This is a genomic window from Salimicrobium flavidum, from assembly GCF_900156645.1.
In the GTDB taxonomy this organism is placed as follows: domain Bacteria; phylum Bacillota; class Bacilli; order Bacillales; family Halobacillaceae; genus Salimicrobium; species Salimicrobium flavidum.
In genome coordinates this window covers 186980-208628 of record NZ_FTOC01000004.1, presented here as the reverse complement: position 1 = coordinate 208628, position 21649 = coordinate 186980, and the positions used below count along the sequence as shown (strand labels likewise).

Here is a 21649-nt window from a genome sequence, read left to right as displayed (position 1 = left end):
CGCATTTGTGCACCGTTCAGATATGAAACCCTTACGTAAGCAACATATTCAAGGCTGACAGAACCGAGGAGAAGTGGTGTCCATATTTTTGTGCACCGCTTTTTTCTTAGGCTCCGTTCTCGTTCATGGCTGGTTTATATCTCTACGGTTGGAAGCTTACCGCGGGTATCTCCCCTTTCACTCTGAAATCAACAACCGGATTAAACAGAGCATTTTATAAAAAATCAATGTTGAAATTAATTCCAGAAAAGGATAGGTTGTAAATAAAGACAAGGGATCATCGGAAGGAGGGGCAGGTGGTATGAGTGCGTTATGGCTGAACATTGGCAGCCTTCTGCTTGGAGTGTTTGCCTGGAGCTTACCTATCATTAATCTTTTGAAGGAAAGAAAGTCGGATGAAAATCAGTTGCTGGTTGCTGTGACAAGTTTAAGTGCATGTGCGATTTCTCTTTGTCTTCAGATGTATTACACTTATCATAAATTGATCATCGAGGATTGGGCTGCTCTGATGGATACGATGGCGACGGTAATCTATGCAGCTTCGGTTCTCGTTGCCGTTACAGTGTTTTTGAACGTCGTAATGGTCGTCAAATTCCGAAATAGATACTATGAATAGTGGAGGCTTGTTATGAACAACGAATTACATAGAACGAAGAAAGCCTGGGTTCTCAGTTTGTTACTTCTCTCCTTGTTTTCTGGCTGTATGAAGTCAGAAAGTAATTCTGAAGAGAACTACTATTTTTCCTTAACAGGAGAAAGTGAGACATGGGAAGTCGATGGCTATGAAATGGTGGTTCAGCAGGATGAGTTCAAAGTAGGCGATGGAAAGATAACAACCAAAAAGGGAGACGGGATCACCGCGGATTTTTTTGGTATGGAAGTACATGCTGTACATAATGGCAACGATACAATCATCCATAGGAAATCTTCAACGGGGGAAGATCAGAATATTTCACAAACTGAAACGGGCAGTCTCGAAGGGGGAAGGGCCGATTTTTCCAGTGAAAAAGATTATGCTGAGCAGCTAGAAGATGTGTACATGCTGGTTACATGGTCGAAAGATGGTGAAGAAAGAGAAGAAACAATCGACTTATATGATGGCTAGTGTTTCTTTTGGAAAGGCTACCCTGAAAATAAACAATTAGCATGAACGTCTTTGTTTAAGCGGGTCGTTGATTTTAGGAACGAAGGGTGGAGACGCCTGCGGGAGAAGCATGAACTCAAAAATCACCGGAAGCGAACGTAGGGAGATTCCGGAAGTTTACGTCATGCCCACGGCCGGTTTTCAAGGGGAAGGAAAAAAACGATAGTAGAAAGGACAACTCTTTGGTAGGAGCTGTCCTTTCTTTTGTAAACTTTGAATATCCAGGAATTTATAAGTCCTGAAATCCTTCTGCAAATTTCTCCACCGTGTAAGCCATGCGATTCCCCGGAAGCACACTTTCCAGGGAAATCGTCACGAAACAATCGTTTTTCACGGCCTCGAGCTCGGAGAGGATAGGATGATTTTTGAGATCCCGGATTTTGTTATCGACAGATGGAGCATCGTAATCGTGAATCACAATCACGTCAGGATCGCGTTCCAAAATCTCTTCATAACCGACGGTCATCCACTGTTTGTCCGTAATGTCGTCGAAAATGTTCCTGCCGCCAGCCTTTTCAATCAGGCGGGTTTCGAAGTTCGGTCCTCCTGCAGTGAATACACCTTCGCCGCCGCTGTCATAGACGAGAACATCCACAGGTTCGTTGTCCGCGACACGTTTCTCCACATCCGCTATCCGTTCCTGCTGTTCAGTGATGAAGGCCTTTGCCTTTTCTTCCACATCGAAAATTTTCCCGAGGCCTCTGATCTCTGTATATGTCTCTTCCAGGGTGGAGGCTTTGTTCATATAAGTCTGCATGACATATTGTTCAAGCTCGGTTACATCGAGCCCACTTTCCCCGAATTCCCAGCCGATGCCGTAAATGAAGTCTGCTCCACTTGCGATGACGGCTTCTCTCGTGGCAGGGCCGTATGTGAGTTCCGGCACCTTATTATAAGCTTCTTCATATTGAGGTAGGGGACCGCGGCTGTGGTTGTCGAGACTGTTGCCGATGATGCGATCACCGAGACCTAGGGCGATCAGGAGCTCCGTCGTATTCGGTCCGAACGTTAGGACAGATTGCGGAGGCTCTGGAACGGTGACCTTTCTGTCATAGTTGTCGACAGACACAGCCTCCTCGTCCGTCGGTGCGGCTTGATCGGCTTCAACGTTGCCGCAACCGGCAAGAACCAGTGTGATAAGTATTAGCATCCATACTTTATATTCAAGCTTCATACATGGTCGCTCCTTTGACAGGGGTATAGCCAGGGACATAAGTGATGGAAACTTTTCCTGTCTCCGGGTGACGACGAACGTCCGCTTCGATGTCGTAGACCTCGCGCAGATTCTTCGCTGTCAACACCTCTCCCGGAGAGTCGGATACGTAAATGCGGCCATTTTTCATAAGGTAGATCCTGTCGCAGTAGAGGGCGGCGAGATTCAGATCATGGATCGCTGCAAGTACGGTTGTGCCCAAGTCTTTGAACGTATCGAGGAACTTCATCTGATGATGGACATCGAGATGATTCGTCGGCTCATCCAGAATAAGCAAGTCCGTCTGCTGGGCAAGAACGCGGGCGAGGAGGACACGCTGTTTTTCACCGCCGGAGAGGTGAAGGAAGCTTTTGTCTGCCATCCCGAGCATATTCACGTGGCGTAGAGCGTTCTCCACAATGATTTCGTCCTCTTTTGTATCACGCGACCACGGTTTTTTATGTGGGCTCCGGCCCATGGCGACGATGTCTTTCACTTCGAAATCGAAGGGTAGGGAGTTATCCTGAGCGACGACACCGATTTTTCGGGCGAGGTCTTTGTTTTTCAACGTACTGATCAGCTCCCCGTCCAGGCGGATGGATCCCGATACGGGTGTGAGGGTGCGATAAATATTTTTCAAAAGTGTGGACTTGCCACTCCCGTTCGGACCGAGGACGCCAACGGGGACTTCTTCCGGTGCGATGATCATCCGTGCAGCGACATCGGCCCAAACGACGAAGATGCCTCCGAGAAAAGCGCTGACCGGGAGAACACGTCGATGGTTCGCTCCGACGAGTAATCTCGTGATGTGAGGGGTCATCAGACCGACGAACCCGATAGCTCCGCTTACGGCTATCGTGACACCGGCAAGCAGGGAAGCGACGAGGACGAGCATCGTCTGCAGCAGTGGTACGTTGAAGCCGAGTGTCGCCGGTGTTTCATCCCCCGTGAGCAGTGCGTTCAGAGCGCGGTGATTAGTCAGCAGGATACTCATTCCGGCAATGATGGCGATCGTAGGCAGCGTGAGATATTCCCACCTGGCACCTGCGAGGCTTCCTGCCATCCAGAACGAAGTATTATGAAAGCCGAGGGCGTTCGGCGCACTGAGAGTGATGAAGCGTGTGATCGCCTCCATCGTCAGTCCGATCGCCACTCCTGAGAGCAGAAGCTGATTGATGTTGATACGCCCATCGACCCGGGACAGGAAAAAGACGAGGGTAATGACAAAAAGTGCTCCGAAAAATGCGCTGATCGACAGGGAATACGTCCCGAGAAAAGAAAAAGTGCCGAACAGCATGCCGAGTGTGGCAAACGCGGAAGCTCCCGAGGAAACTCCGAGGATAAAAGGGTCCGCCAAGTGGTTTCGGACGAGTGCCTGCAGTGCGACTCCGGTTACAGACAGGGAGGCGCCGACGATGAACCCGAGCAGGACACGAGGGAGTCTCAGTCCGAGGACGATATTTTCTTCGAGTTCCGTACCTGTGTACTCGAACCCGGGCAGCCGACTGAGAAGGACGTCGATCACCGTAACGGGGGAGAGGGAAGTCGATAATTAGTTTTCCTGATAAACAAATTAGGTGAGAGGTTAGGATTGTTTCATAATTCGTAGCTTACCCTTAAAATAAACAATTTTGATGTGTGATGCTGCAAATAAATAGTATGAACGTCTCTGTTACTTGTGGTTGATGCTCATTCTTATCGATCAGTGACTCTTCCGTCCTCCATACGCACGACCTGATCAGCGAAAGCGAGCATCTCTTCTTCGTGGGTGACGAGAAGAGTCGACATTCCTAGTGAAGTTGTCATGTCCTGCAGAAGGGTCATGACCTCCATAGACTTTTTTGAATCGAGACTGGCTGTAGGTTCATCAGCGAACAGTACAGCGGGCCGGTGGATGACCGCACGGGCGATAGCGGCCCGCTGTTTTTCTCCTCCTGATAGAGAAGAAGGGTAGGAGTTCTGGCGATGAGAAAGACCGACTCTACGAAGAATCGAATCGATGTCTTTTTTGCACCCCTGTTTTCCGGACACTTCAACCATCATCTCGAGCTGCTCCTCCACGGTGAGAAAAGGAACAAGATGCGAAGACTGGAAGATGAAGCCGAACTCTTCAGCGCGCACCTTCCGTAAATTCTTTTCTCGTAAACTGGCCAGATTCTCTCCCTGGAAGAGGATTCTCCCGGAAGAAGGTGTTTGAAGACAGGCTGCAATAGTGAGTAGTGTACTCTTCCCGGACCCGGAGGTGCCAGTGAGGGCGGTTACTCTTCCTTTCTCGAGACTGAGGTTCACCCCTTTTAGTACTTCCTCTTCGATATCCCCGCTTTGGAACGTTTTCCTTATGTCTTTTAATTGGAATGTAATCATATTATCCCTCTCCTTGCTGAATTGCTTCCAGCGGTTTTATTTGTCTGATATGCAGGCCGGAAAGTGTGGAGCCGAGGAAACCGACGGCGAAAAAGAGTCCGGCTAGCCAGAGCGTCGTTTCTAATGGAAGGTCGTAGGGCATTGTTTCTGGTAAGAGAAAACTTGCTACCTGACTGATGATCACGGAAAGTAGAACCGATAAAAAGGTGATCATCAGCATCTGAGTCCACATCATGATGAACAAATCACGGGTGTGGAAACCGATTGCTTTCAGGATTCCGAACATGCCGGTTTTCTGCACGTTCATCATGTAGAAAAAGATGGCGAACAACATGCCACTAATCAGAACGAGGAACCACAGGATCATCGACAAAGTCATCTGTTCTGCCTGGTAGCTGGGGATCGAAGCCAGGAACTCTTTTTTCGAAAAGGCGTCGAGTCCTTTGATATCGACGTTCTTACTTGTGTACAAGACCTGCTTCTGATCCATCCGGAACATAGTCCTGAAATCTTCCGCATTGGTGAAGGCAACAGGCGCATGGCTAAACCTTTCATTGTCTACGAAACCTGATACTACAAGGCTCCTCCCGCTCTGCGGATGTTCGAGGTCCTCCCCTGCTGTGACACCTTCCTGTTTCAGCGACTGATCCACAAAAACATGACCTTCCTGTACGTCCGGAAAATGGGAAGGTGCAGTGGTAGTGAAGAATGCGAGGGAGTGTTTCTGTGTACCTGTTTCAAGTGCCCCCATTTGCACGGAAAAAGCGAAACTTTCGTCCTCTGTGTTCTCCTGAATAGTTTCTTCTTCGATGAGAGATTGTGTGTAAGAGCCTTCTGCTTCCTCGCTCATGTGAAAAGTTCCATCCGGCAAATTCCTGATCGAAGCCATGTTGTCTTCTGAGAGGCCATTGGATAGCCCGGACAGAAGAAAAACAAGCAGACTGATAAGAAATACGACGGCACCGATAATCAGGAATCTTGTCTTATTCTTTTTCATTTCTTTGAGAGCCATATTCATAGGGATTCTTCCTTTCTGTAAATTAGGATAAAAATAACCTTTTGTTCGCTTCACTGATAAAGATACATCAGTAAGGTGAACAAAAGGTTAACGGATTATTACAAATGAGGGAGGAAAACAACGAAAGTCGTTCCCTCTCCGGGTGAGCTGTGAATGGAAACTTCTCCTTGGTGAAGATCAACGACTTCTTTTACAATCGCCAGACCGAGACCAGTACCTTCAGTTGTTCTTGACCTGGCCGGGTCGGCACGATAGAAACGTTCGAATACCCTCGATGTTTCTTCTGTTGACATTCCGATCCCTTCGTCCTTTACAGTAACGGTTACACCTTTTTCTGCGTTTTCCAATGAAACGGAGATAGTGCCGCCTGGGGTGCTGTATTTGATGGCGTTACTGAGCAGATTCTCCCATACTGTGTAAAGTAAATCTTCGCTCCCAGCATACCCCCCTTCTTCCAAGGAGTAAGTGAGAGCTAGACCGGATTCGTTGATTCGCCAATGATAGCGATGGAGTAAGTAAGTCAGCTGGTCTCTCAAATCAAACGTCTCCCGTGGCAGGTGACCATCTTTATTTTCGATGGAGGAAAGAAGGAGGAGTTGCCGGGAGAGGATGGAAAGGTGTTCCGCTTCTTCCTGGATAATGCGGATATGTTCCTTTTTTTCTTCTTCTTCCAGCTGGTTTTTTTCTAGAGAATAGCTGTAGCCACGGATGTTCGCAAGCGGCGTTTGGATATCGTGGCTGACGTTGGTGACGAATGTCCTCCTCAGCCGGTCGACTTCACTGAGGCGGCCGATCATCGAGTTAAAGTTCCGGGCTAGTTGTCCGATTTCATCTTTCCTCTGAATATCCGGTCGCACGTGAAAACTTCCTTCCTGTATTTCCATCGTCGCTCGGGAAAGTTTACGGATCGGAAGGATAAGCATACCAGACCACGCAAGCATCGCTAATAGGCTGACCGTGATTATGATACCTACCATTTGTCCGAGAAGAATATGAATTTCATTGAACAGAAGTTTGATGTCAGGGCGGAGGAACAATGCATATTGCTCTCCATCAAGCGTGAGCGGCACCCCAACTGAGTTTTTCAGTTCATTAGCGAAAAAACCAGTAACAAAAATTTCACCAGGAAAATTCTCCATGCCGTGGTAAGTATCGCCATTTCTGACTTGTTCCACAGTGTTTTTCGGAAGGGTGTTTTCGTCGAAAGATTCTCCGAAAAATCGTGAACTTCCTGGACCCGCAAGGTATAGCTGGTAACCCGTATCGGCAGTATGGGAGAGATAGATATTCGGTTCTTCTGTCGTTTCCGCATAGGAGGCAATGGACCGGGCGATTTCCGTATTTTTTTGGTCCGTTTCAAGCTTCAGATTGTTTTGATAGTAAATATTGGAAATCAGAAAACCGATGAGGGAACTAAGGGTCATAATGGTAAGCGTGATTATGAGAAACTTAGTATACAGTGATTTCATATCTCTTTCACTTCCAGTCTGTAACCGACACCACGCACTGTTTGGATGGAAACAGCACTAGTAAGGGGGGAGAGGCGTTCTCTCAATCGCTTGATATGTACGTTCAGTGTACGTTCGTCTCCTTCGAAATCAATGCCCCACACGTGTTCGATGAGGTGGTCCCGGCTCAAAACCCTATTTGGCCGAGAAGCTAGAAGTGCGAGAATTTCGAATTCCTTGAGAGGTAACATCAGGTGGGTATCGCCGATTTGTACATTATAGTTGCTGAGTTCTATTTTCATATCACCTGCAATCAGCGTTTGCATGCTTGGTCGATCATAGCGTCTTAGAACCGCTTCTGTACGGAACAAAAGCTCTTTCGGTTCGAAAGGTTTCACGATATAGTCATCCGTACCAGCTCGGTACCCAAGTTCCTTGTCATGGAGTTCTCCTTTCGCTGTCAACAGAATAACAGGGAGCCCGTAATTCAGACGGATAGTCCTTGTAAGAGAGTAGCCATCCATCCCCGGCATCATGACGTCGATGATGGCGAGATCTATGACTGTCTCTCCAAGTATATTCTGTGCTTCTTCTGCATTTGCAGCCATGAATGTACGATAGCCAGACTGCTGAAGAGTATGTGATACAATCTTTCTTATATAAGAATCATCATCTGTAATCAATATCGAAGTCATCCTTATCATCCTTTCACTTTCTAGAATAACTCAAAAAAGTGAACAAAAGGTTAACGGATTCAATATCAATTGAAATAATTTTAAGTTGATTGACAGAATTAGGGTATTGAAGGATAGTGGAAGAGAGTAGTATTCTACTCGTAAAATCGAATACGTCCGGTGGTCGCCTGTAGAAGGCGTGAATAGGGAAGTCCGGTGAAAATCCGGCGCGGTCCCGCCACTGTGTAGGGGAGCTCTATACCGATCCACTGTCCTCGCGACGGGAAGGGGTAGAGAGCGTGGAACCTGAGCCAGGAGACCTGCCACCGGAGCGAACACGAATTCCTACGGGAGAATAGGAGGAAGAATTACATGGAAGCATTACCAGTGAAGACTTCAAAAATGACGCAGACGAGGCTCGTTTTTCCACCCGATACGAACCACATGGGTACGATCTTCGGCGGGAAAGTACTTGCTTATATTGATGAAATTGCTGCCCTTACGGCTATGAAGCATGCCAATGCCGTGGTAGTGACAGCGTCGATCGACTCAGTGAACTTTCTTTCTGCTGCGAAAGTGGGAGAAGCGCTGACGTTAGAAGCCTGCGTAACAAAGACCGGGCGGACATCGATGGAAGTGTACGTGAAGGTATATGCCGAAGATTTTCTGCAGGGAGAACAGAAAGTGACGACGGAATCTTTCCTGACGATGGTAGCCGTCGGAGAAGACGGTAAACCGGTATCTGTCCCGGAAGTAATTCCGGAAACTAAAGAAGAGAAGGAGCTTTATCGAACCGCCGCCGATCGGAAAAAGGAACGGGAAAGGAAAGCTCGCATAAGTATATAGAGCAATGAAGCCAGGTCCCCGAGAAGGGCCTGGCTTCATTTTCATTAATCCAGATTTTTTTTGCAGAAGTACCAGTCGACACATTCGTAGGAGTCGTCATTTTCACGGGCTCTTGCGTCTTCGACCGTTTTCGGAGGAGAAGCTACGATTTTATCTCCTTTTCTCCAATCTGCAGGGGTCGAGACACCGTGTTCATCCGTAGTTCTCAATGCTTCGACGAGACGGAGGATTTCATCCATGTTCCTGCCTGTAGTAAGTGGGTAATAGATGACAGAACGGATAGTACCTTTATCATCAATGACGAAAACGGCACGGGACGTTTCTGTACCATTACTTTCCGGCGTGATCATTCCGAATTTCGTAGCCACTTGTTTGTCGAGGTCGGCGATGACCGGGAATTCGATTTTTGTGTCGAAATTCTCTTCGATGTTACGAATCCAGGCGATGTGAGAAGTGACACTGTCCACACTCAGTCCGAGTAATTCTGTGTTCATCGCACGTAAATGATCGTAGATTCCCTGGAATGCCACGAATTCAGTTGTGCATACCGGAGTGAAGTCAGCCGGATGGGAAAACAGAACGAACCATTTCCCCTTGTAATCATCGAGCGACAGTTCTCCGTGAGTCGTTTGAGCGGTGAAATCAGGAGCTTTTTCACCTATACGTGGTAAGCCGTAGCGTTGTTCCTCTTCAGCGTAAGTATTCTCTTCCATCATTAATCCCTCCAAGTGAAGTATTCCGCTCTTTCCGGAACGGTTTCCATAGGACTCATACCCTGTACCGTTCTCTTCAAACTATCTTAGCACCCTTTGGAGAGGATGAAGGGCTTGATGATAAGGGATGGAGAAATTTTGAAATGTTTGTGACATTAGATGAAACCTTATTTATTCCTTAAAGTTTATTTTTGGAAGAAGTTACCCGGGAGAAGTTGTGTTTACAGGGCGAAAAAATCAGGAAATTTACCGCCTTTATGATAAAATAGGAGTAAGAAGTTTTGGTAGCAGAAAGGACGTTAGTTGTGAAAGATCAGCGTATTTTGGAACTAATCCGAGAAAATCCATTCATCACCCAGCAAGAGCTTTCAGAAAAACTGGGACTCTCCCGTTCCGCAGTGGCGGGTTATATTTCCACCCTGACGAAACGGGGGGAAATCGTAGGGAGAGCGTATGTATTAAAGGAAGAATCGAAAATCACCTGTATCGGCGGGGCGAACATTGACCGGAAAACCCGCACTCTCTCCCCTGTACAGTACGGGACCTCGAATCCAGCTTCTTCCGTGCAGGGATGTGGAGGAGTAGCGAGGAACGTTGCGGAGAACCTTGGTAGACTCTCGAGTGACGTCTCTCTGATCACCCTGACCGGGGACGAGCAGGACGGGGCATGGCTGTTAAAGGAAACGAAGGAACATGGGGTGGACGTTACCCAATCGATTACGGTAAATAATGAGAAAACGGGTACGTACACGTCGATTCTCGATGAGTCGGGAGAACTTGTTCTTGCAGTCGCTGATATGAATATCTATGAGCATTTCTCCCCGGAACTGTTGGAGGCACGCTGGTCGCATATCGCATCCTCTGAAGTCATCTTCGCCGATACGAATCTTCCGGAAGTGACACTTTCCTATTTGATTGAAAGAGTGGAAAAAGAAGAGCGTTCCTTGTGGGTGCATACCGTTTCTACGCCGAAAACGAAGCGGCTACCACAAAACCTGAGCGGCATCGAAGTACTTTTCGTAACACGCGAAGAAGCGGCGGAACTGACGGAGACGGAGATTCATAGCATGGAGGAATGCAGAAAAGCTGCGGAATTGCTAAGCGGACGGGGAGTATCGAACGTCATCATCCATCTTGAGACCGAGGGAGTGTTTGTCAGACAAAATTCCGGCGAAGAAGCCTTTGTGGAGCCTTCGGTGGAAACATGGGTAGATGGTACAGGAGTGAAAGAAGCGTTCATCGGAGGCATGCTTTTCGGACGCACTCATGAGAAATCTTTTCATGATTCTGTTCGAGTCGGGATGGCGGCATCCAATCAGACGTGGCAGACGGAAGAGACAGTAGCTGACCTGACTACCGAACAGCTGAATGAAAACATACGAAACTGAGGAGGTTTTTTATGGAAACATTTGCAGAATACTTGGATTCCCTGACAGAACCGGAACAGAGGGACAGAGTCGAAGAGGTGCTCACGTGGGTGGAGAACGAGTTTCCTCAACTGAAGGAAAGGGTCGGCTGGAACCAGCCCATGTTCCTCGACCATGGCACTTATATCATAGGCTTCAGCGTGGCAAAAAATCACATGGCTGTCTCTCCGGAGAAGGAGGGAATAGAGCACTTTTCGGAAGCGATCAAAGCTGCTGGATATGATCATACGAGGATGCTCATGCGAATCCCTTGGACGAAGCCTGTGGACTATGAGCTATTGCGAGAGATGATTTCTTTTAATATCGAAGACAAGAAGGATTATACAACGTTCTGGAGATGAAAAAAGGTACCTAGAACAGAACGTATAGCAGAGGTGCAAAAACGAATATTCGAAGAAAAACACGGAGACTCCTATGGGAACAGCACGAGCTGAAGATCCAATGGATCAAGCCATTGGCTTGATCCATTCAGCTGAGGCCGGGCCCATGGAAAACGACGTGTTTTTTCTTACGCATGGTTTCATAAAAGATTTTAAACGTAAAAACAGTTTTTGTCCCAAACTCCATTAAATCATGGTGTCATCGTTTCTCCGTCTTCCGGAACGATCACATTCGAGATACCTTTACCGGAAAGCGAAGAACGTAATTCTTCTCTCGACAAGGTCCAGTGGTTCACTGCTTCCATATGGACGACGATGATCTCCGATTCCGGAGATTTCTTTTGCAGAAGATGGATATCCTCTTTGTTCATGACGAGCGCCCCTTCGTCGAACTGATTATCCCCGCCATTAGCGACGATGACATCGGGCTCATGTTTGCGGATTTCTTCCTCCACCGCTTCGTACCACACCGTATCTCCGGATACATATATATCTTGTCCTCAATCAGAATCCCGGACAGAGTAAGTGAGTGTGGAGTGACGTCTTTTTCTCCGGTAGAGTGAGGAATGTGCCCTTCCTGCGGATGGGAAGCGAAGCAAATGGAAACAAAAGAATAGCATTGCCGCGTTTAGGATGTTCTATACAAACTATATAAACTTTACAGAAAAATACGACGGATTTTGTCGGTTGAGAAGAGCGAAGAAAGTGAGTATCTTAGAATACGTTGTTGCATTTATCAAACACCGTTGAAAATAAGAGATAGAAGCTGTGTCAGCAGGGATACATACAAATTTTTATTGAAGGAGTGAATGTACATGTTGAATTTCACTAAGAGAAAACTCGGGCTCGTGTCCGTGTTGTCGCTTTCGCTCGTCGCTGCAGGTTGTGGCAGTGGAGACGACTCGTCATCCGGAAACAGCGAAGGGGAAAGCGAAACGAGCGTAAGTGAAGAAGTGGAGCATACGATTGTGGGGATCGAACCGGGAGCCGGAGCTACTGTTGCGACGGAAGAAACGGTGGAGACATACGATTCGTTGAACGGCTGGGAGCACGAACAGTCTTCCACAGCAGCTATGCTCACGTCCCTCGGGGATGCTATTGAAGAAGAAGAGCCGATCGTCGTTGTAGGCTGGTCTCCTCATTATATGTTCGCCAAATGGGATCTGAAGTATCTTGAAGACCCGGAAGGCTCCTACGGTGGTTCCGAACAGATTACCACACTGGCACGCACTGGATTCGAAGAGGAGAACACGGGAGCCTATCAGATCCTGGAAAGAATCGGATGGGATATTTCCACTCTCGAGGACCTGATGCTTCAGGCACAGGATGCTTCGGTCGAAGAAGTGGCTCAGAGCTGGATCGACGACAACCAGGATAAAGTGGATGAGTGGCTCGCCGATGCTCCTGAAGGCGACGGAGCTACGGTAGATCTTGTATTGACTCCATGGGATTCCGAGCGTCTGACTGGTAATATGGCGAAGCTCGCCCTCGAACAGCATGGGTATGAGGTGAACCTGACTCCAGTCGATCCTGCGATCGTTTTTGAATCGGTAGCGACAGGAGACTCGGATGCGACACTTGCTGCGTGGTTGCCAAAAACGCACGGAAGTTTCTATGAAGAGCATAAAGAAAATCTCGTCAAAGTGAATGAAGCGATCGACGGGGCGAAAATCGGCCTTGCTGTTCCTGAGTACATGGATATCGAATCCATTGAGGACCTTGAGGCAGCTGAATAATTGATAATACGCGCGGAGCCTGAATAGGGCTTCGCGTTTTTTCTCGGATGATTTTGTGAGGGGCTCACCAGAAAAAAAGAGTGCTGAACACCTCATAAATTGATGGATAGTGGTGTTCAGAAGGTGTGAATACCCGCGAGCACCTCAAAACTGAGTTTTTTAAGGTGCTCAGTGGTCTGATCTTTCTGCGAACACGGCATAAAGTCGATCAAAATGAAAAAGTACATAGTGATAGTTCGCAGAGGAGCTCTGTATTTGATGTGATTAACGGAGAATTAGGCATATATGGTATTCTGTAATCAGACAGAAACGTACGAATCCAGACAGGAGGCGCAAAATTGGCTAAAGGAAAGAAGAATCAGAAAAAACCTCACAACAGACAGAAAGCTGAAAAAGGCAGACCGCCACAGCAACAGCCGAAGACGACGGAAGTGACGTGCACCGGACTCACTGATGATGGCAAAGGCATCGCTACGTGGAAAGGGAAGCGGCTTGAAGTCCCTCATCTTCTTCCGGGAGAAAAAGCGGAAGTCGCCGTTCCTAAACGCGGGCCTGCTAAAGTCGTGAAGATTCTCGAAGCGAATGAAAACCGTCAGAAAGCTCCGTGCCCGTACTTTTATGAGTGTGGAGGTTGTCAGATCCAGCATATGACTCAAACTGCCCAGTATGATTTCAAACAGGGTGTGGTCGACCGGCTCATGAAACCGTTCGGCAAACCGGAGCCGATTATGACGATGGAGGAGCCGTTCGGGTACCGCAACAAAAACACGATGACGTTCGGGGAAGGGAAGAAACGGCAGGTCATCGGCGGACTGTATGCGGCCAACTCGCATGATCTCATCGAGGTCGATCGTTGTCTCATTCATGACCCGAAAGCAGACGCCATCATAGGGACGATCAAAAAGATGCTCAGCTCTTTTAAACTCCAGGCTTACAACGAAGATACCGGTCGCGGTTTCCTCCGTCATGTACTTATCAAAGTCGGTAAAACGAGCGGACAAGTCATGGTGGTTCTCGTCACCGGGACACCTGAATTCAAAGGGAAAAACAACTTTCTGAAGGCGCTACGTCGGGACCATCCTGAGATTACGACCATCATCCAGAACATCAATACCCGCAGAGACAGCATGGTGCTCGGCAATCAGGAAAAGGTGCTGTTCGGGAAAGGGTTCATCACGGATACGCTCGGCGGGCTTGAATTCGAAATCTCCTCCAGGTCGTTTTATCAGATCAACCCGGTGCAGACGGAGAAACTGTACGGAAAAGCTGTAGAACTCGCTGGTTTATCCGGAAAAGAAACGGTGATCGACGCGTATTGCGGCATCGGAACGATCGGACTGATCGCAAGCAAACAGGCGGGTAACGTCATCGGAGTAGAGATGAACAAAGGAGCGGTGAAAGACGCGATCCGAAACTCTAAGCATAACCATGTGAAAAACGCGCGTTTCCATCAGGACGACGCGGGCGAATTCATGACGAAAATGGCGGCAGCAGGGGAAAAGGCCGATGTCGTCATCCTCGATCCGCCGCGCAGTGGGAGTGATGAAGCTTTCCTTTCTAGTGTCGCGAAACTCGCGCCTAGTCGTGTCGTCTACGTCTCCTGCAATCCGGAAACACAGGCTCGGGACCTTCATTATCTGACGAAACAGGGCTATAATGTACAGGAAATCCAACCCGTCGACATGTTTCCTCAGACGTATCACGTAGAAACCGTGGTACTTTTGACAAAAAAATCCTGACGGAATTTCGTCTGGAAAGGAGTAACCCTTCGAATGGCCATCAATCATAGAAAATGCACCCGATGCGGTTCTTTGAATACTATGCCGATCATGTACGGGGAACCTAGCTATGAAGCTTTTCTCGAATCCGAACAAGGGAAATTCAAGCTGGGAGGCTGTATGGTGTCGCCGACTTCACCTGAGTATCATTGCAGAGAGTGTGGCAATGAATGGAACAGGGAAGATGCTGTCACTCACGCCTACGAACAGCTGCGTGGAATGAAAGCTGTCGTCGGAGGTTATCCGGATGGAAACTACGAGGTGGATATTGATTTTGAGGAAAGAAAGCTCGTCTGGAGTCATGAAGAAGAGAGTCACAAGATAGAATTGACTTCTTCCGATATCGAGCGATTGTTGTATGAGCTGAAGTGGCTGAATATACTGAACTGGCGAGCGGAGTATGTCGAACCCTTTTCTATGGATGGAACGAGCTGGCGTATCGAATTCAGACGAGACGGGAGAAATCTCAAAAAGCGTGGAGTGAATGACTTCCCAGAGGAATGGAAGGAATTTTGCCAGTTGATGAGGAATATGAGTGGCAAGGAGTTCCGGTGAAAGCTTGCGGCGTGTGCTTCTGAAATCATTGTATTCCTGAAGTAGTTGAAAAAGATGCAGCAAGGGGATCATTTTTCATTCACAAAATCTTTCACGAACGAAGATGTAGCGCTTTTTACGAAGATATCCGGAGATGAAGGGAGTCATCACCTTACCCCTGATGAACAGAGAAGGCTTGTGGTTCAGGGATTGCTGACTGCTACGTTGCCTACGAAAATAGGCGGGGATCATAACGTATTGGCACGGTCGATGACTTTCGAATTTATGCGTCCTGTGTTTACAGGGGATACGATCACTTCTGAAGTGACGATGGATCACCTTGAACAACATTCGGAGACGAGGTGGAACATTGAGGCTTCCTTTATGCGTCTAAACCAGAAAGGGAAAGAAGTGATGCGGGGAACCTTTGCCGGCGTGATTCTGGCCTGAATTTTCTTGAAGAGGGGGCGGTCCTATGAAGAAGGTGCAATTATCGATGGAAGAAAAGCAGCAATTCATCCAATTATTGAAAACACGCTTCGAACAGAACAGCGGACGTCATGAAGGTATCGAGTGGTCCGAGGTCGTGGAGAGGCTGGAGCATTATCCTGAAAAGTTGTCGATTCTTCACAACATGGAGCAGACCGGCGGGGAGCCGGATGTGATCGGTCGTGAAAAGAACACGTTCATTTTCGGAGACTGTTCCAAAGAGAGTCCCAAGGGTCGAAGGAGTGTCTGTTACGACCGGGAAGCTCTGGAATCGAGGAAAAAACATAAGCCTGCTATGAGTATGGCTGAAATGGCAGCGGACATAGGTGCTTCAATCATGACGGAACAGGAGTACCGCCATCTGCAGAAGCTCGGAGCGTTCGATACGAAAACATCGAGCTGGATCCGGACTCCGGAAGAAATCAGAGATCTTGGCGGGGCGCTTTACTGCGATCGCCGCTACGATACCGTTTTCGTTTATCATAACGGAGCGGAGTCCTATTATGCGTCCCGAGGTTTCCGTTGCACCCTGGACGTCTAGCTGTTTTCTTTCCCTTGCACTTTTACCCTGTACCTATTAAAGTATATATTGTTGAAAATCGTTGTTTTGATATGAAATGTAAGAGTGATATAAAAAGTCTTAGTCTGGGACCTCGCGTCCTGTTATAGAAAGGGTTCGAATGTACTATGAAAGATAATTTTTGGAATGAGTTGCCACGACCGTTCTTCGTTCTAGCTCCCATGGAAGCGGTGACGGATGTCGTGTTCCGACATGTCGTAAGTGAAGCAGCCAGACCGGATGTGTTCTTCACCGAATTCACGAATACGGACAGTTTTTGTCACCCGGACGGAAGAGCCAGTGTCCGGGGACGTCTGACGTTCACGGAGGATGAACAGCCGATTGTCGCCCACATTTGGGGAGATAGACCGGAGCACTTCCGGGAAATGAGCATAGGGATGGCCGAAATGGGCTACCGTGGTGTCGATATCAACATGGGGTGCCCGGCTCAGAATGTTGCGACAAAAGGAAAGGGCTGCGGCCTGATCACTCGTCCGGATGTCGCAGCGGAGATCATCCAGGAATCGAAAGCCGGAGGTCTGCCGGTCAGCGTGAAGACGAGACTCGGGTACACCCGTGTGGATGAATGGTACGACTGGCTGAAGCATCTGCTTGAGCAGGACATCGCCAATCTTTCCATCCACCTGCGTACGAAAAAGGAAATGAGTAACTACGATGCTCACTGGGAGCTGATTCCGGAAATCAAGCAACTCCGTGATGAAGTGGCACCGGAGACCCTCCTTACCATCAACGGAGATATTCCTGATCGTCAGAAAGGTCTTGAACTTGTGGAGAAATATGGTGTGGACGGGGTCATGATCGGACGCGGCATTTTCCATAATCCGTTCGCTTTTGAAACGGAGAAGAAAGAGCACACAAGTGAAGAACTGCTCGATCTTCTGCGCCTGCAGCTCGACCTTCATGATAAGTATTCAGAAGAACTGGAGCCGCGTGTCTTCAAACCTCTCCGTCGCTTTTTCAAAATCTATGTCCGCGACTTCCGCGGGGCGAGTGAGCTCAGAAATAAACTGATGAGTACCGAATCTACGGACGAAGTACGTGAGCTGCTTGATGAGTTTTGGGAAGAGAAGAATCAAGAAATGCCCGACGAAGAGCATGTATATGCTTCGAAATAATAGAGAGGAGAGCCTAAGCGCTCTTCTCTCTTTTTTTAGATAAAAATAACAATAATTGAGAAACGACGGCAAGAACAGGCAGTTCCAACAAAGGCCCAATCACTAATGCTAGAGCGATAAGGGGTTCGTTCGGGAAAGCAGTCATCGCGATAGCCAGGGCGATCGGAGAATTCCTGGCAAGGGTAGTCATATTCAGGCTTGTCTTCCATGTTTCCGGAAAATTCATGACTGAGCCTGCCAGTCTTCCGACAAAGAAGTTGACCACGAAAAATAGCAGTATCGGTATCATGATTTTCCATAACACATCCAGGTTTTCCATCAACAGCTCTCCTTGAGAGGCGAACATCGCGATGATTGCCAGGCTGAGGAGAATGATTGGCAATACGTTGATATTTTGAAGAAATCTTTTCTTTTGTTCGGTTCTCTTTCTTAGTAGAAATGTGGTCGCAAAAGACAAGAGGAGCGGAAGGAACAACACCACCAGAATGCTTTTTGCTAGGAAGGACAATTCGATGACTCCCGTCGTGCCCCCGAAAAGGAGAAGATAGAAGGGAAGCAGAATGATTTGCAGAATAAGATTAAGAGGCAAAATCGCTGTAGATAATGCCACGTTGCCTTTAGCGATTCCGGTGAATATCAGGTACCAGTCCGTACATGGAGTGACCATAAGCATGATGAACCCTATATATAAAGCCGGGTTCTCTCCCAGAAATATCGACGCCAAACCCCAGGCAAGGAACGGGGTCCAGAGAAAATTGATAAGCAGCGACACATACGTGAACCTTATGTTTTTGAATGAATGTTTGATATTTTCCAACGGCACCTGGAAAAACGTAATATAAAGCATGACCATCAGTAGTGGTACGAGGAAACTTTCTGCATTCCGGCTTACCATTTGGAACTGACCAAGACCCATTCCAATAAGGATAGCAACGAAAATTATGGGAGTATACAATTTTTCGATGATGTTCATAGGTTACCACGGCCTAACTGTTGAGATTGCAGTTATTTGTGATTTTAACACAAAAGCTTGTATGACAATCAAAACAGGAAATATATCTTCCGTTTTGATTTCCGGATTTTTGTTTTGTATAGTATGAAGAAGTGAAGGAACAGGAGGGGATCGTTGTGGGTACTGAGAAGTCACTGGAACCTTTGGATTTGATCGATTTGCTGAGTGAGCGACACGCTCAAATTCGAAAGCTCACCGAAAAAACTTGGAACGACAATAATGACATCTACATTTCGCATTCTGAATGGTATATAATGGCAAGAATCTATAATCATAGGCCGACTATTTCTTCTGTTACAAGAAACGTAGAAATCACCCGCCAGGCTACCCATAAATTCATAAAAAAGCTGGAAACAAAAGGGCTTGCAGAAACGCTGCCTGTAGAAAACAACAGAAAGGAGAAAAGTATTCAACTCACTGATTTTGGAGTGGAGTGTTATGATAAGTATGAAGTGATGAAAACGGAGCTGGAGCGAAGGATCGCAGAGACGATTGGGGAATATCAGGTGAGCGAACTGAAACAGCTTCTGAAAATGGAATGGGACCTGTAATGTCAGTAGTCAGGTTGTATTCTATACATACAAACAAGAGACATAAAAAAGAATGGCCCTGTGACATCAAGGGGCCATTCTTTTTTTAGATGGGAGTCGCAGTCACCGTACGGACGACTTTCTGTTCTACATCCTTCATCGTGACATCCAGAGCGAGGGCAAGCTCCCGGAAAAGGATATTGCCGGCAGCGTTAAGAAGTTTTTTATCCTGCTCATACAGTTTTTTTCCGACCAGCTCCGCTTCTGTCTTTTTTCGTAAAAAGGTTTTGAGGACCCGGACGATGTTTTTCCTGTCTCCGGCCCTCACAATTTCCGAATACTTCCGGAACCGTTGATTAGGGTGATCGATCCACTTTACCCCCGGCTCTTCGAAGGATTGCAGTAGATCTTCCGCTTGTTCTTTGTTCAGCATCTTTAACATCACGACTATCTCGTTGTCGGTAGGAATACTGATTTTTAAGTTTTGAGGAGTCTTTTCCAAAGGAAATAGGACATAATACGTCTTCGTTTCTCCAGCGAACGTCTTTTCACAAATATCATCCACACGGCAGATACCATGAGTTGAATAAATAAGCAGGTCACCGATAGAAAACATTGCATTTTCCTCCTAAATGTTGCAGCTACTTATAGTATACCTCTTTGTAAGTAATATTGTAAACTCAGTTGACTTTTTTGAGTATTTACAAACAAATGTCCTTTTGATAAACTTATGTTTAATAAGGGGCGTGATTTTATGAAGGAGCACCGGCAACCCATTGTATGCGTAGGCGGAGCTAATGTGGATAAAAAACTATATGCCAAAAATGAAATCGCTATCAAAACATCCAACCCCGTCTCCTCCTCGACTTCGGTCGGTGGGGTGGCGCGAAATATCGCGGAGAATCTCGGACGACTCGGAGAAGACGTAGTTCTACTGACAGCCCGGGGGGACGATGCTGATTGGCTGGAAATAAAGAAGAGTACGGAACCCTACGTGGATCTCAGCTATGTATTTGAAGTCACGGGTGCTTCCACAGGTTCCTACACAGCGGTGCTGGACCCGGATGGAGATTTATCATGCGCGTATGCAGATATGGATATTTTCGATTCGTTGACGATGGAGCGGCTGAAGGAGAATACAGATGTTATGAAAAACGCCAAGTGTATCATAGCCGACTTGAACTGTCCGGCGGAGGCCGTTCATTTTCTCAAGTCGTTTGCCTCTGAACACGATATTCCTTTCCTTCTCATTCCCGTCTCCTCCCCGAAAATGGGTCGACTTCCTCCAACGCTTGAAGGAGTGGAGTGGTTGATTGTCAACATTGACGAAAGCGAAACATCACTCGGAATGAACATTGATGATGAGGAGGCCTGGGGTGCTTCTGTAGAGCGATGGCTTGAAAAAGGAGTGCAGCAAGTGATCGTGACTGGAGGAAAGGACGGGGTGATGGCTGGAAAGATGGGAGAAGTTCACCACTTTCCTTCTCTGGAAGCTGCGGTGACAGATGTCACGGGCGCCGGTGATTCGTTCTGCGGGGCGGTCATCCATTCCTGGCTCTCCGGGGGCACGTTTGAACATGTAATCCAGGCGGGGCTGGTGAACGCACGGAAAACGATTATGTCTAAAACGACGGTACGGGAAGATCTGACAGAAACTAAGCTTAAAAAGGACAGGGAGGAATTTTTCAATGGAACAATATCTTGATTTTTCAAAAGAAGTACAGGACGCAAAGGCGGCAGGGAAACCGGTGGTAGCACTTGAGTCGACGATCATCTCCCACGGAATGCCTTATCCTCAGAATGTGAAAATGGCCCGGGAAGTGGAACAGATTGTCCGTGATGAAGGGGCGGTGCCGGCGACGATCGCCATTATGGATGGGAATATAAAAATCGGTTTGAGTGATGAGGAACTGGAGATGTTCGGAAACAGTGATGACGTCGCTAAAGTATCCCGGCGCGACCTTGCTCATGTCGTAGCTGTAAAAACACTCGGAGCGACAACGGTTGCGACGACGATGATATGTGCGGAACTTGCGGATATCGAAATGTTCGTCACTGGAGGGATCGGCGGAGTCCACCGTGGAGGGGAAACGACGATGGATATTTCTGCGGACCTCGAAGAGCTTGCCAAGACGAATGTAGCGGTCGTCTGCGCCGGTGCCAAATCGATTCTCGACCTCGGTCTGACGATGGAATATCTGGAGACCAAAGGAGTGCCTGTCATCGGCTATGAAACTGATCGATTGCCAGCTTTCTATACAAGAACAAGTGAATTTGAACTGAACTTCCGGGCTGATTCCGTAGAAGTTATCGCGGATACCCTGAAGGCGAAGTGGGATCTCGGACTCCAGGGAGGGGCCGTCATCGCCAATCCTATTCCTGAAAAGGACGCCATGGACGAAGCATATATTGATGAAATCATCGGGCAGGCGATCCGAGAAGCGAAAGCCGATCATATTTCAGGAAAAGACAGCACTCCTTATCTGCTTGGAAGAATCAAAGAACTGACCGACGGAAAAAGTCTCGATGCGAATATAGCATTGGTAAAACATAACGCTCACATCGGTTCGCGAATAGCGGTCAGTCTGAATGGGAAGCGGTAAAAATCATATTATAGGCTTACTGAGAAGCAACGCGCCGAATTTGGTCGTGTTGCTTTTTTTTTTGGC

23 protein-coding genes, 2 pseudogenes and 1 riboswitch are annotated in these 21649 nt (G+C 47.6%); of the genes and pseudogenes, 14 read left to right on the top strand and 11 right to left on the bottom strand.

The window, feature by feature from the left end; genetic code table 11:
- The first annotated feature begins 301 nt into the window (after positions 1–301).
- Both BW944_RS07985 and BW944_RS07980 read left to right on the top strand, forming a co-directional pair.
- Positions 302–616, top strand: coding sequence for a hypothetical protein (locus tag BW944_RS07985; RefSeq protein ID WP_076558501.1), 315 nt, complete (start codon positions 302–304; stop codon positions 614–616).
- 12 nt (positions 617–628) lie between these two features.
- Positions 629–1105 (top strand): hypothetical protein, encoded by a 477-nt coding sequence (locus BW944_RS07980; protein WP_076558499.1) that lies wholly within the window; start codon positions 629–631, stop codon positions 1103–1105.
- A gap of 268 nt (positions 1106–1373) precedes the next feature.
- On the opposite strand, the gene BW944_RS07975 is transcribed toward BW944_RS07980, so the two are convergent.
- From BW944_RS07975 to BW944_RS07950, 7 genes and pseudogenes are all read right to left on the bottom strand, one after another.
- Positions 1374–2318, bottom strand: a complete 945-nt coding sequence (locus tag BW944_RS07975; RefSeq protein WP_076558497.1) for an ABC transporter substrate-binding protein — start codon at positions 2316–2318, stop codon at positions 1374–1376.
- Entirely contained in the window at positions 2308–3045 is a 738-nt protein-coding gene (locus BW944_RS15340) for an ABC transporter ATP-binding protein (protein WP_268794102.1), read from the bottom strand. Before BW944_RS15340 ends, BW944_RS07975 begins: the two co-directional genes overlap by 11 nt.
- Positions 3019–3867: pseudogene (locus BW944_RS15335) on the bottom strand (FecCD family ABC transporter permease); the annotation flags it as partial. The pseudogene BW944_RS15335 and the gene BW944_RS15340, both read right to left, overlap by 27 nt.
- A gap of 164 nt (positions 3868–4031) precedes the next feature.
- Positions 4032–4700 (bottom strand): ABC transporter ATP-binding protein, encoded by a 669-nt coding sequence (locus BW944_RS07965; RefSeq protein ID WP_076558495.1) that lies wholly within the window; start codon positions 4698–4700, stop codon positions 4032–4034.
- A 1-nt stretch (position 4701) separates the two neighbouring features.
- Positions 4702–5718 (bottom strand): ABC transporter permease, encoded by a 1017-nt coding sequence (locus BW944_RS07960; protein WP_076558493.1) that lies wholly within the window; start codon positions 5716–5718, stop codon positions 4702–4704.
- Between the two features lie 98 nt (positions 5719–5816).
- On the bottom strand, positions 5817–7187 hold the full coding sequence (locus BW944_RS07955) for a sensor histidine kinase (protein ID WP_076558492.1): 1371 nt from the start codon (positions 7185–7187) through the stop codon (positions 5817–5819).
- Positions 7184–7861, bottom strand: a complete 678-nt coding sequence (locus BW944_RS07950; protein ID WP_076558491.1) for a response regulator transcription factor — start codon at positions 7859–7861, stop codon at positions 7184–7186. The genes BW944_RS07955 and BW944_RS07950 overlap by 4 nt, the downstream gene beginning before the upstream one ends.
- Before the next feature lie 143 nt (positions 7862–8004).
- Positions 8005–8182: riboswitch (cobalamin riboswitch) on the top strand.
- 30 nt (positions 8183–8212) lie between these two features.
- On the opposite strand from BW944_RS07950, the gene BW944_RS07945 reads away from it, so the two are divergent.
- On the top strand, positions 8213–8686 hold the full coding sequence (locus BW944_RS07945; RefSeq protein WP_076558490.1) for an acyl-CoA thioesterase: 474 nt from the start codon (positions 8213–8215) through the stop codon (positions 8684–8686).
- 44 nt (positions 8687–8730) lie between these two features.
- Here BW944_RS07945 and BW944_RS07940 read toward each other — a convergent pair whose 3' ends face one another.
- Positions 8731–9402: a peroxiredoxin gene (locus BW944_RS07940; RefSeq protein WP_076558488.1), complete on the bottom strand. Its 672-nt coding sequence runs from the start codon at positions 9400–9402 to the stop codon at positions 8731–8733.
- Between the two features lie 278 nt (positions 9403–9680).
- Between BW944_RS07940 and BW944_RS07935 the strand changes: the two genes are divergently transcribed.
- Both BW944_RS07935 and BW944_RS07930 read left to right on the top strand, forming a co-directional pair.
- Positions 9681–10787, top strand: coding sequence for a carbohydrate kinase (locus tag BW944_RS07935; RefSeq protein ID WP_076558486.1), 1107 nt, complete (start codon positions 9681–9683; stop codon positions 10785–10787).
- 11 nt (positions 10788–10798) lie between these two features.
- Positions 10799–11167, top strand: a complete 369-nt coding sequence (locus BW944_RS07930; RefSeq protein WP_076558484.1) for an iron chaperone — start codon at positions 10799–10801, stop codon at positions 11165–11167.
- Positions 11168–11397: 230 nt separating this feature from the next.
- Here the strand turns inward: BW944_RS07930 and BW944_RS07925 are convergent.
- Positions 11398–11697, bottom strand: a pseudogene (locus BW944_RS07925) (MBL fold metallo-hydrolase); the annotation flags it as partial.
- Positions 11698–12021: 324 nt separating this feature from the next.
- Here BW944_RS07925 and BW944_RS07920 point away from each other — a divergent pair.
- The 6 genes from BW944_RS07920 to BW944_RS07895 all read left to right on the top strand — a co-directional run bounded on the left by BW944_RS07920 (position 12022) and on the right by BW944_RS07895 (position 17438).
- Positions 12022–12942, top strand: coding sequence for a glycine betaine ABC transporter substrate-binding protein (locus BW944_RS07920; protein WP_076558480.1), 921 nt, complete (start codon positions 12022–12024; stop codon positions 12940–12942).
- A 338-nt stretch (positions 12943–13280) separates the two neighbouring features.
- Positions 13281–14681: a 23S rRNA (uracil(1939)-C(5))-methyltransferase RlmD gene (gene rlmD / locus BW944_RS07915; protein ID WP_076558478.1), complete on the top strand. Its 1401-nt coding sequence runs from the start codon at positions 13281–13283 to the stop codon at positions 14679–14681.
- A 33-nt stretch (positions 14682–14714) separates the two neighbouring features.
- Positions 14715–15275, top strand: a complete 561-nt coding sequence (locus BW944_RS07910) for a hypothetical protein (protein ID WP_076558475.1) — start codon at positions 14715–14717, stop codon at positions 15273–15275.
- A 54-nt stretch (positions 15276–15329) separates the two neighbouring features.
- The gene (locus BW944_RS07905; RefSeq protein WP_076558473.1) at positions 15330–15704 is read left to right on the top strand and encodes a hotdog domain-containing protein; all 375 of its coding nucleotides are present in this window, start codon (positions 15330–15332) and stop codon (positions 15702–15704) included.
- 25 nt (positions 15705–15729) lie between these two features.
- Complete coding sequence (locus BW944_RS07900; RefSeq protein ID WP_076558471.1) at positions 15730–16284, top strand: DUF4256 domain-containing protein; 555 nt, start codon at positions 15730–15732, stop codon at positions 16282–16284.
- A 146-nt stretch (positions 16285–16430) separates the two neighbouring features.
- Entirely contained in the window at positions 16431–17438 is a 1008-nt protein-coding gene (locus tag BW944_RS07895; RefSeq protein WP_076558466.1) for a tRNA dihydrouridine synthase, read from the top strand.
- 13 nt (positions 17439–17451) lie between these two features.
- Here the strand turns inward: BW944_RS07895 and BW944_RS07890 are convergent, their stop codons facing one another.
- Positions 17452–18411 (bottom strand): arsenic resistance protein, encoded by a 960-nt coding sequence (locus tag BW944_RS07890; protein WP_076558464.1) that lies wholly within the window; start codon positions 18409–18411, stop codon positions 17452–17454.
- Positions 18412–18566: 155 nt separating this feature from the next.
- On the opposite strand from BW944_RS07890, the gene BW944_RS07885 reads away from it, so the two are divergent.
- Positions 18567–19001: a MarR family winged helix-turn-helix transcriptional regulator gene (locus BW944_RS07885; protein ID WP_076558462.1), complete on the top strand. Its 435-nt coding sequence runs from the start codon at positions 18567–18569 to the stop codon at positions 18999–19001.
- 85 nt (positions 19002–19086) lie between these two features.
- Here BW944_RS07885 and BW944_RS07880 read toward each other — a convergent pair whose 3' ends face one another.
- Positions 19087–19596 (bottom strand): CarD family transcriptional regulator, encoded by a 510-nt coding sequence (locus BW944_RS07880; RefSeq protein ID WP_076558460.1) that lies wholly within the window; start codon positions 19594–19596, stop codon positions 19087–19089.
- Positions 19597–19710: 114 nt separating this feature from the next.
- On the opposite strand from BW944_RS07880, the gene BW944_RS07875 reads away from it, so the two are divergent.
- Both BW944_RS07875 and BW944_RS07870 read left to right on the top strand, forming a co-directional pair.
- Positions 19711–20685 carry a carbohydrate kinase family protein gene (locus tag BW944_RS07875; protein ID WP_327290994.1) on the top strand — a complete coding sequence of 325 codons (975 nt, stop codon included), beginning with the start codon at positions 19711–19713 and terminating at the stop codon, positions 20683–20685.
- Complete coding sequence (locus BW944_RS07870; protein ID WP_076558456.1) at positions 20669–21583, top strand: pseudouridine-5'-phosphate glycosidase; 915 nt, start codon at positions 20669–20671, stop codon at positions 21581–21583. Before BW944_RS07875 ends, BW944_RS07870 begins: the two co-directional genes overlap by 17 nt.
- Positions 21584–21649 lie beyond the last annotated feature (66 nt).

Excerpts from the sequence above, each read along its gene's own strand:
- BW944_RS07980 (WP_076558499.1), top strand. The coding sequence starts at position 629 with ATGAACAACGAATTACATAGAACGAAGAAAGCCTGGGTTCTCAGTTTG.
- BW944_RS07905 (WP_076558473.1), top strand. The coding sequence starts at position 15,330 with ATGCAGCAAGGGGATCATTTTTCATTCACAAAATCTTTCACGAACGAA.
- BW944_RS07945 (WP_076558490.1), top strand. The coding sequence starts at position 8,213 with ATGGAAGCATTACCAGTGAAGACTTCAAAAATGACGCAGACGAGGCTC.
- BW944_RS07895 (WP_076558466.1), top strand. The coding sequence starts at position 16,431 with ATGAAAGATAATTTTTGGAATGAGTTGCCACGACCGTTCTTCGTTCTA.
- BW944_RS07920 (WP_076558480.1), top strand. The coding sequence starts at position 12,022 with ATGTTGAATTTCACTAAGAGAAAACTCGGGCTCGTGTCCGTGTTGTCG.
- BW944_RS07950 (WP_076558491.1), bottom strand. The coding sequence starts at position 7,861 with ATGACTTCGATATTGATTACAGATGATGATTCTTATATAAGAAAGATT.
- BW944_RS07975 (WP_076558497.1), bottom strand. The coding sequence starts at position 2,318 with ATGAAGCTTGAATATAAAGTATGGATGCTAATACTTATCACACTGGTT.
- BW944_RS07900 (WP_076558471.1), top strand. The coding sequence starts at position 15,730 with ATGAAGAAGGTGCAATTATCGATGGAAGAAAAGCAGCAATTCATCCAA.
- BW944_RS15340 (WP_268794102.1), bottom strand. The coding sequence starts at position 3,045 with ATGATCATCGCACCGGAAGAAGTCCCCGTTGGCGTCCTCGGTCCGAAC.
- BW944_RS07890 (WP_076558464.1), bottom strand. The coding sequence starts at position 18,411 with ATGAACATCATCGAAAAATTGTATACTCCCATAATTTTCGTTGCTATC.
- BW944_RS07965 (WP_076558495.1), bottom strand. The coding sequence starts at position 4,700 with ATGATTACATTCCAATTAAAAGACATAAGGAAAACGTTCCAAAGCGGG.
- BW944_RS07910 (WP_076558475.1), top strand. The coding sequence starts at position 14,715 with ATGGCCATCAATCATAGAAAATGCACCCGATGCGGTTCTTTGAATACT.
- BW944_RS07955 (WP_076558492.1), bottom strand. The coding sequence starts at position 7,187 with ATGAAATCACTGTATACTAAGTTTCTCATAATCACGCTTACCATTATG.
- BW944_RS07930 (WP_076558484.1), top strand. The coding sequence starts at position 10,799 with ATGGAAACATTTGCAGAATACTTGGATTCCCTGACAGAACCGGAACAG.
- BW944_RS07960 (WP_076558493.1), bottom strand. The coding sequence starts at position 5,718 with ATGAATATGGCTCTCAAAGAAATGAAAAAGAATAAGACAAGATTCCTG.
- BW944_RS07985 (WP_076558501.1), top strand. The coding sequence starts at position 302 with ATGAGTGCGTTATGGCTGAACATTGGCAGCCTTCTGCTTGGAGTGTTT.
- BW944_RS07875 (WP_327290994.1), top strand. The coding sequence starts at position 19,711 with ATGTTTAATAAGGGGCGTGATTTTATGAAGGAGCACCGGCAACCCATT.
- BW944_RS07940 (WP_076558488.1), bottom strand. The coding sequence starts at position 9,402 with ATGATGGAAGAGAATACTTACGCTGAAGAGGAACAACGCTACGGCTTA.
- BW944_RS07880 (WP_076558460.1), bottom strand. The coding sequence starts at position 19,596 with ATGTTTTCTATCGGTGACCTGCTTATTTATTCAACTCATGGTATCTGC.
- BW944_RS07870 (WP_076558456.1), top strand. The coding sequence starts at position 20,669 with ATGGAACAATATCTTGATTTTTCAAAAGAAGTACAGGACGCAAAGGCG.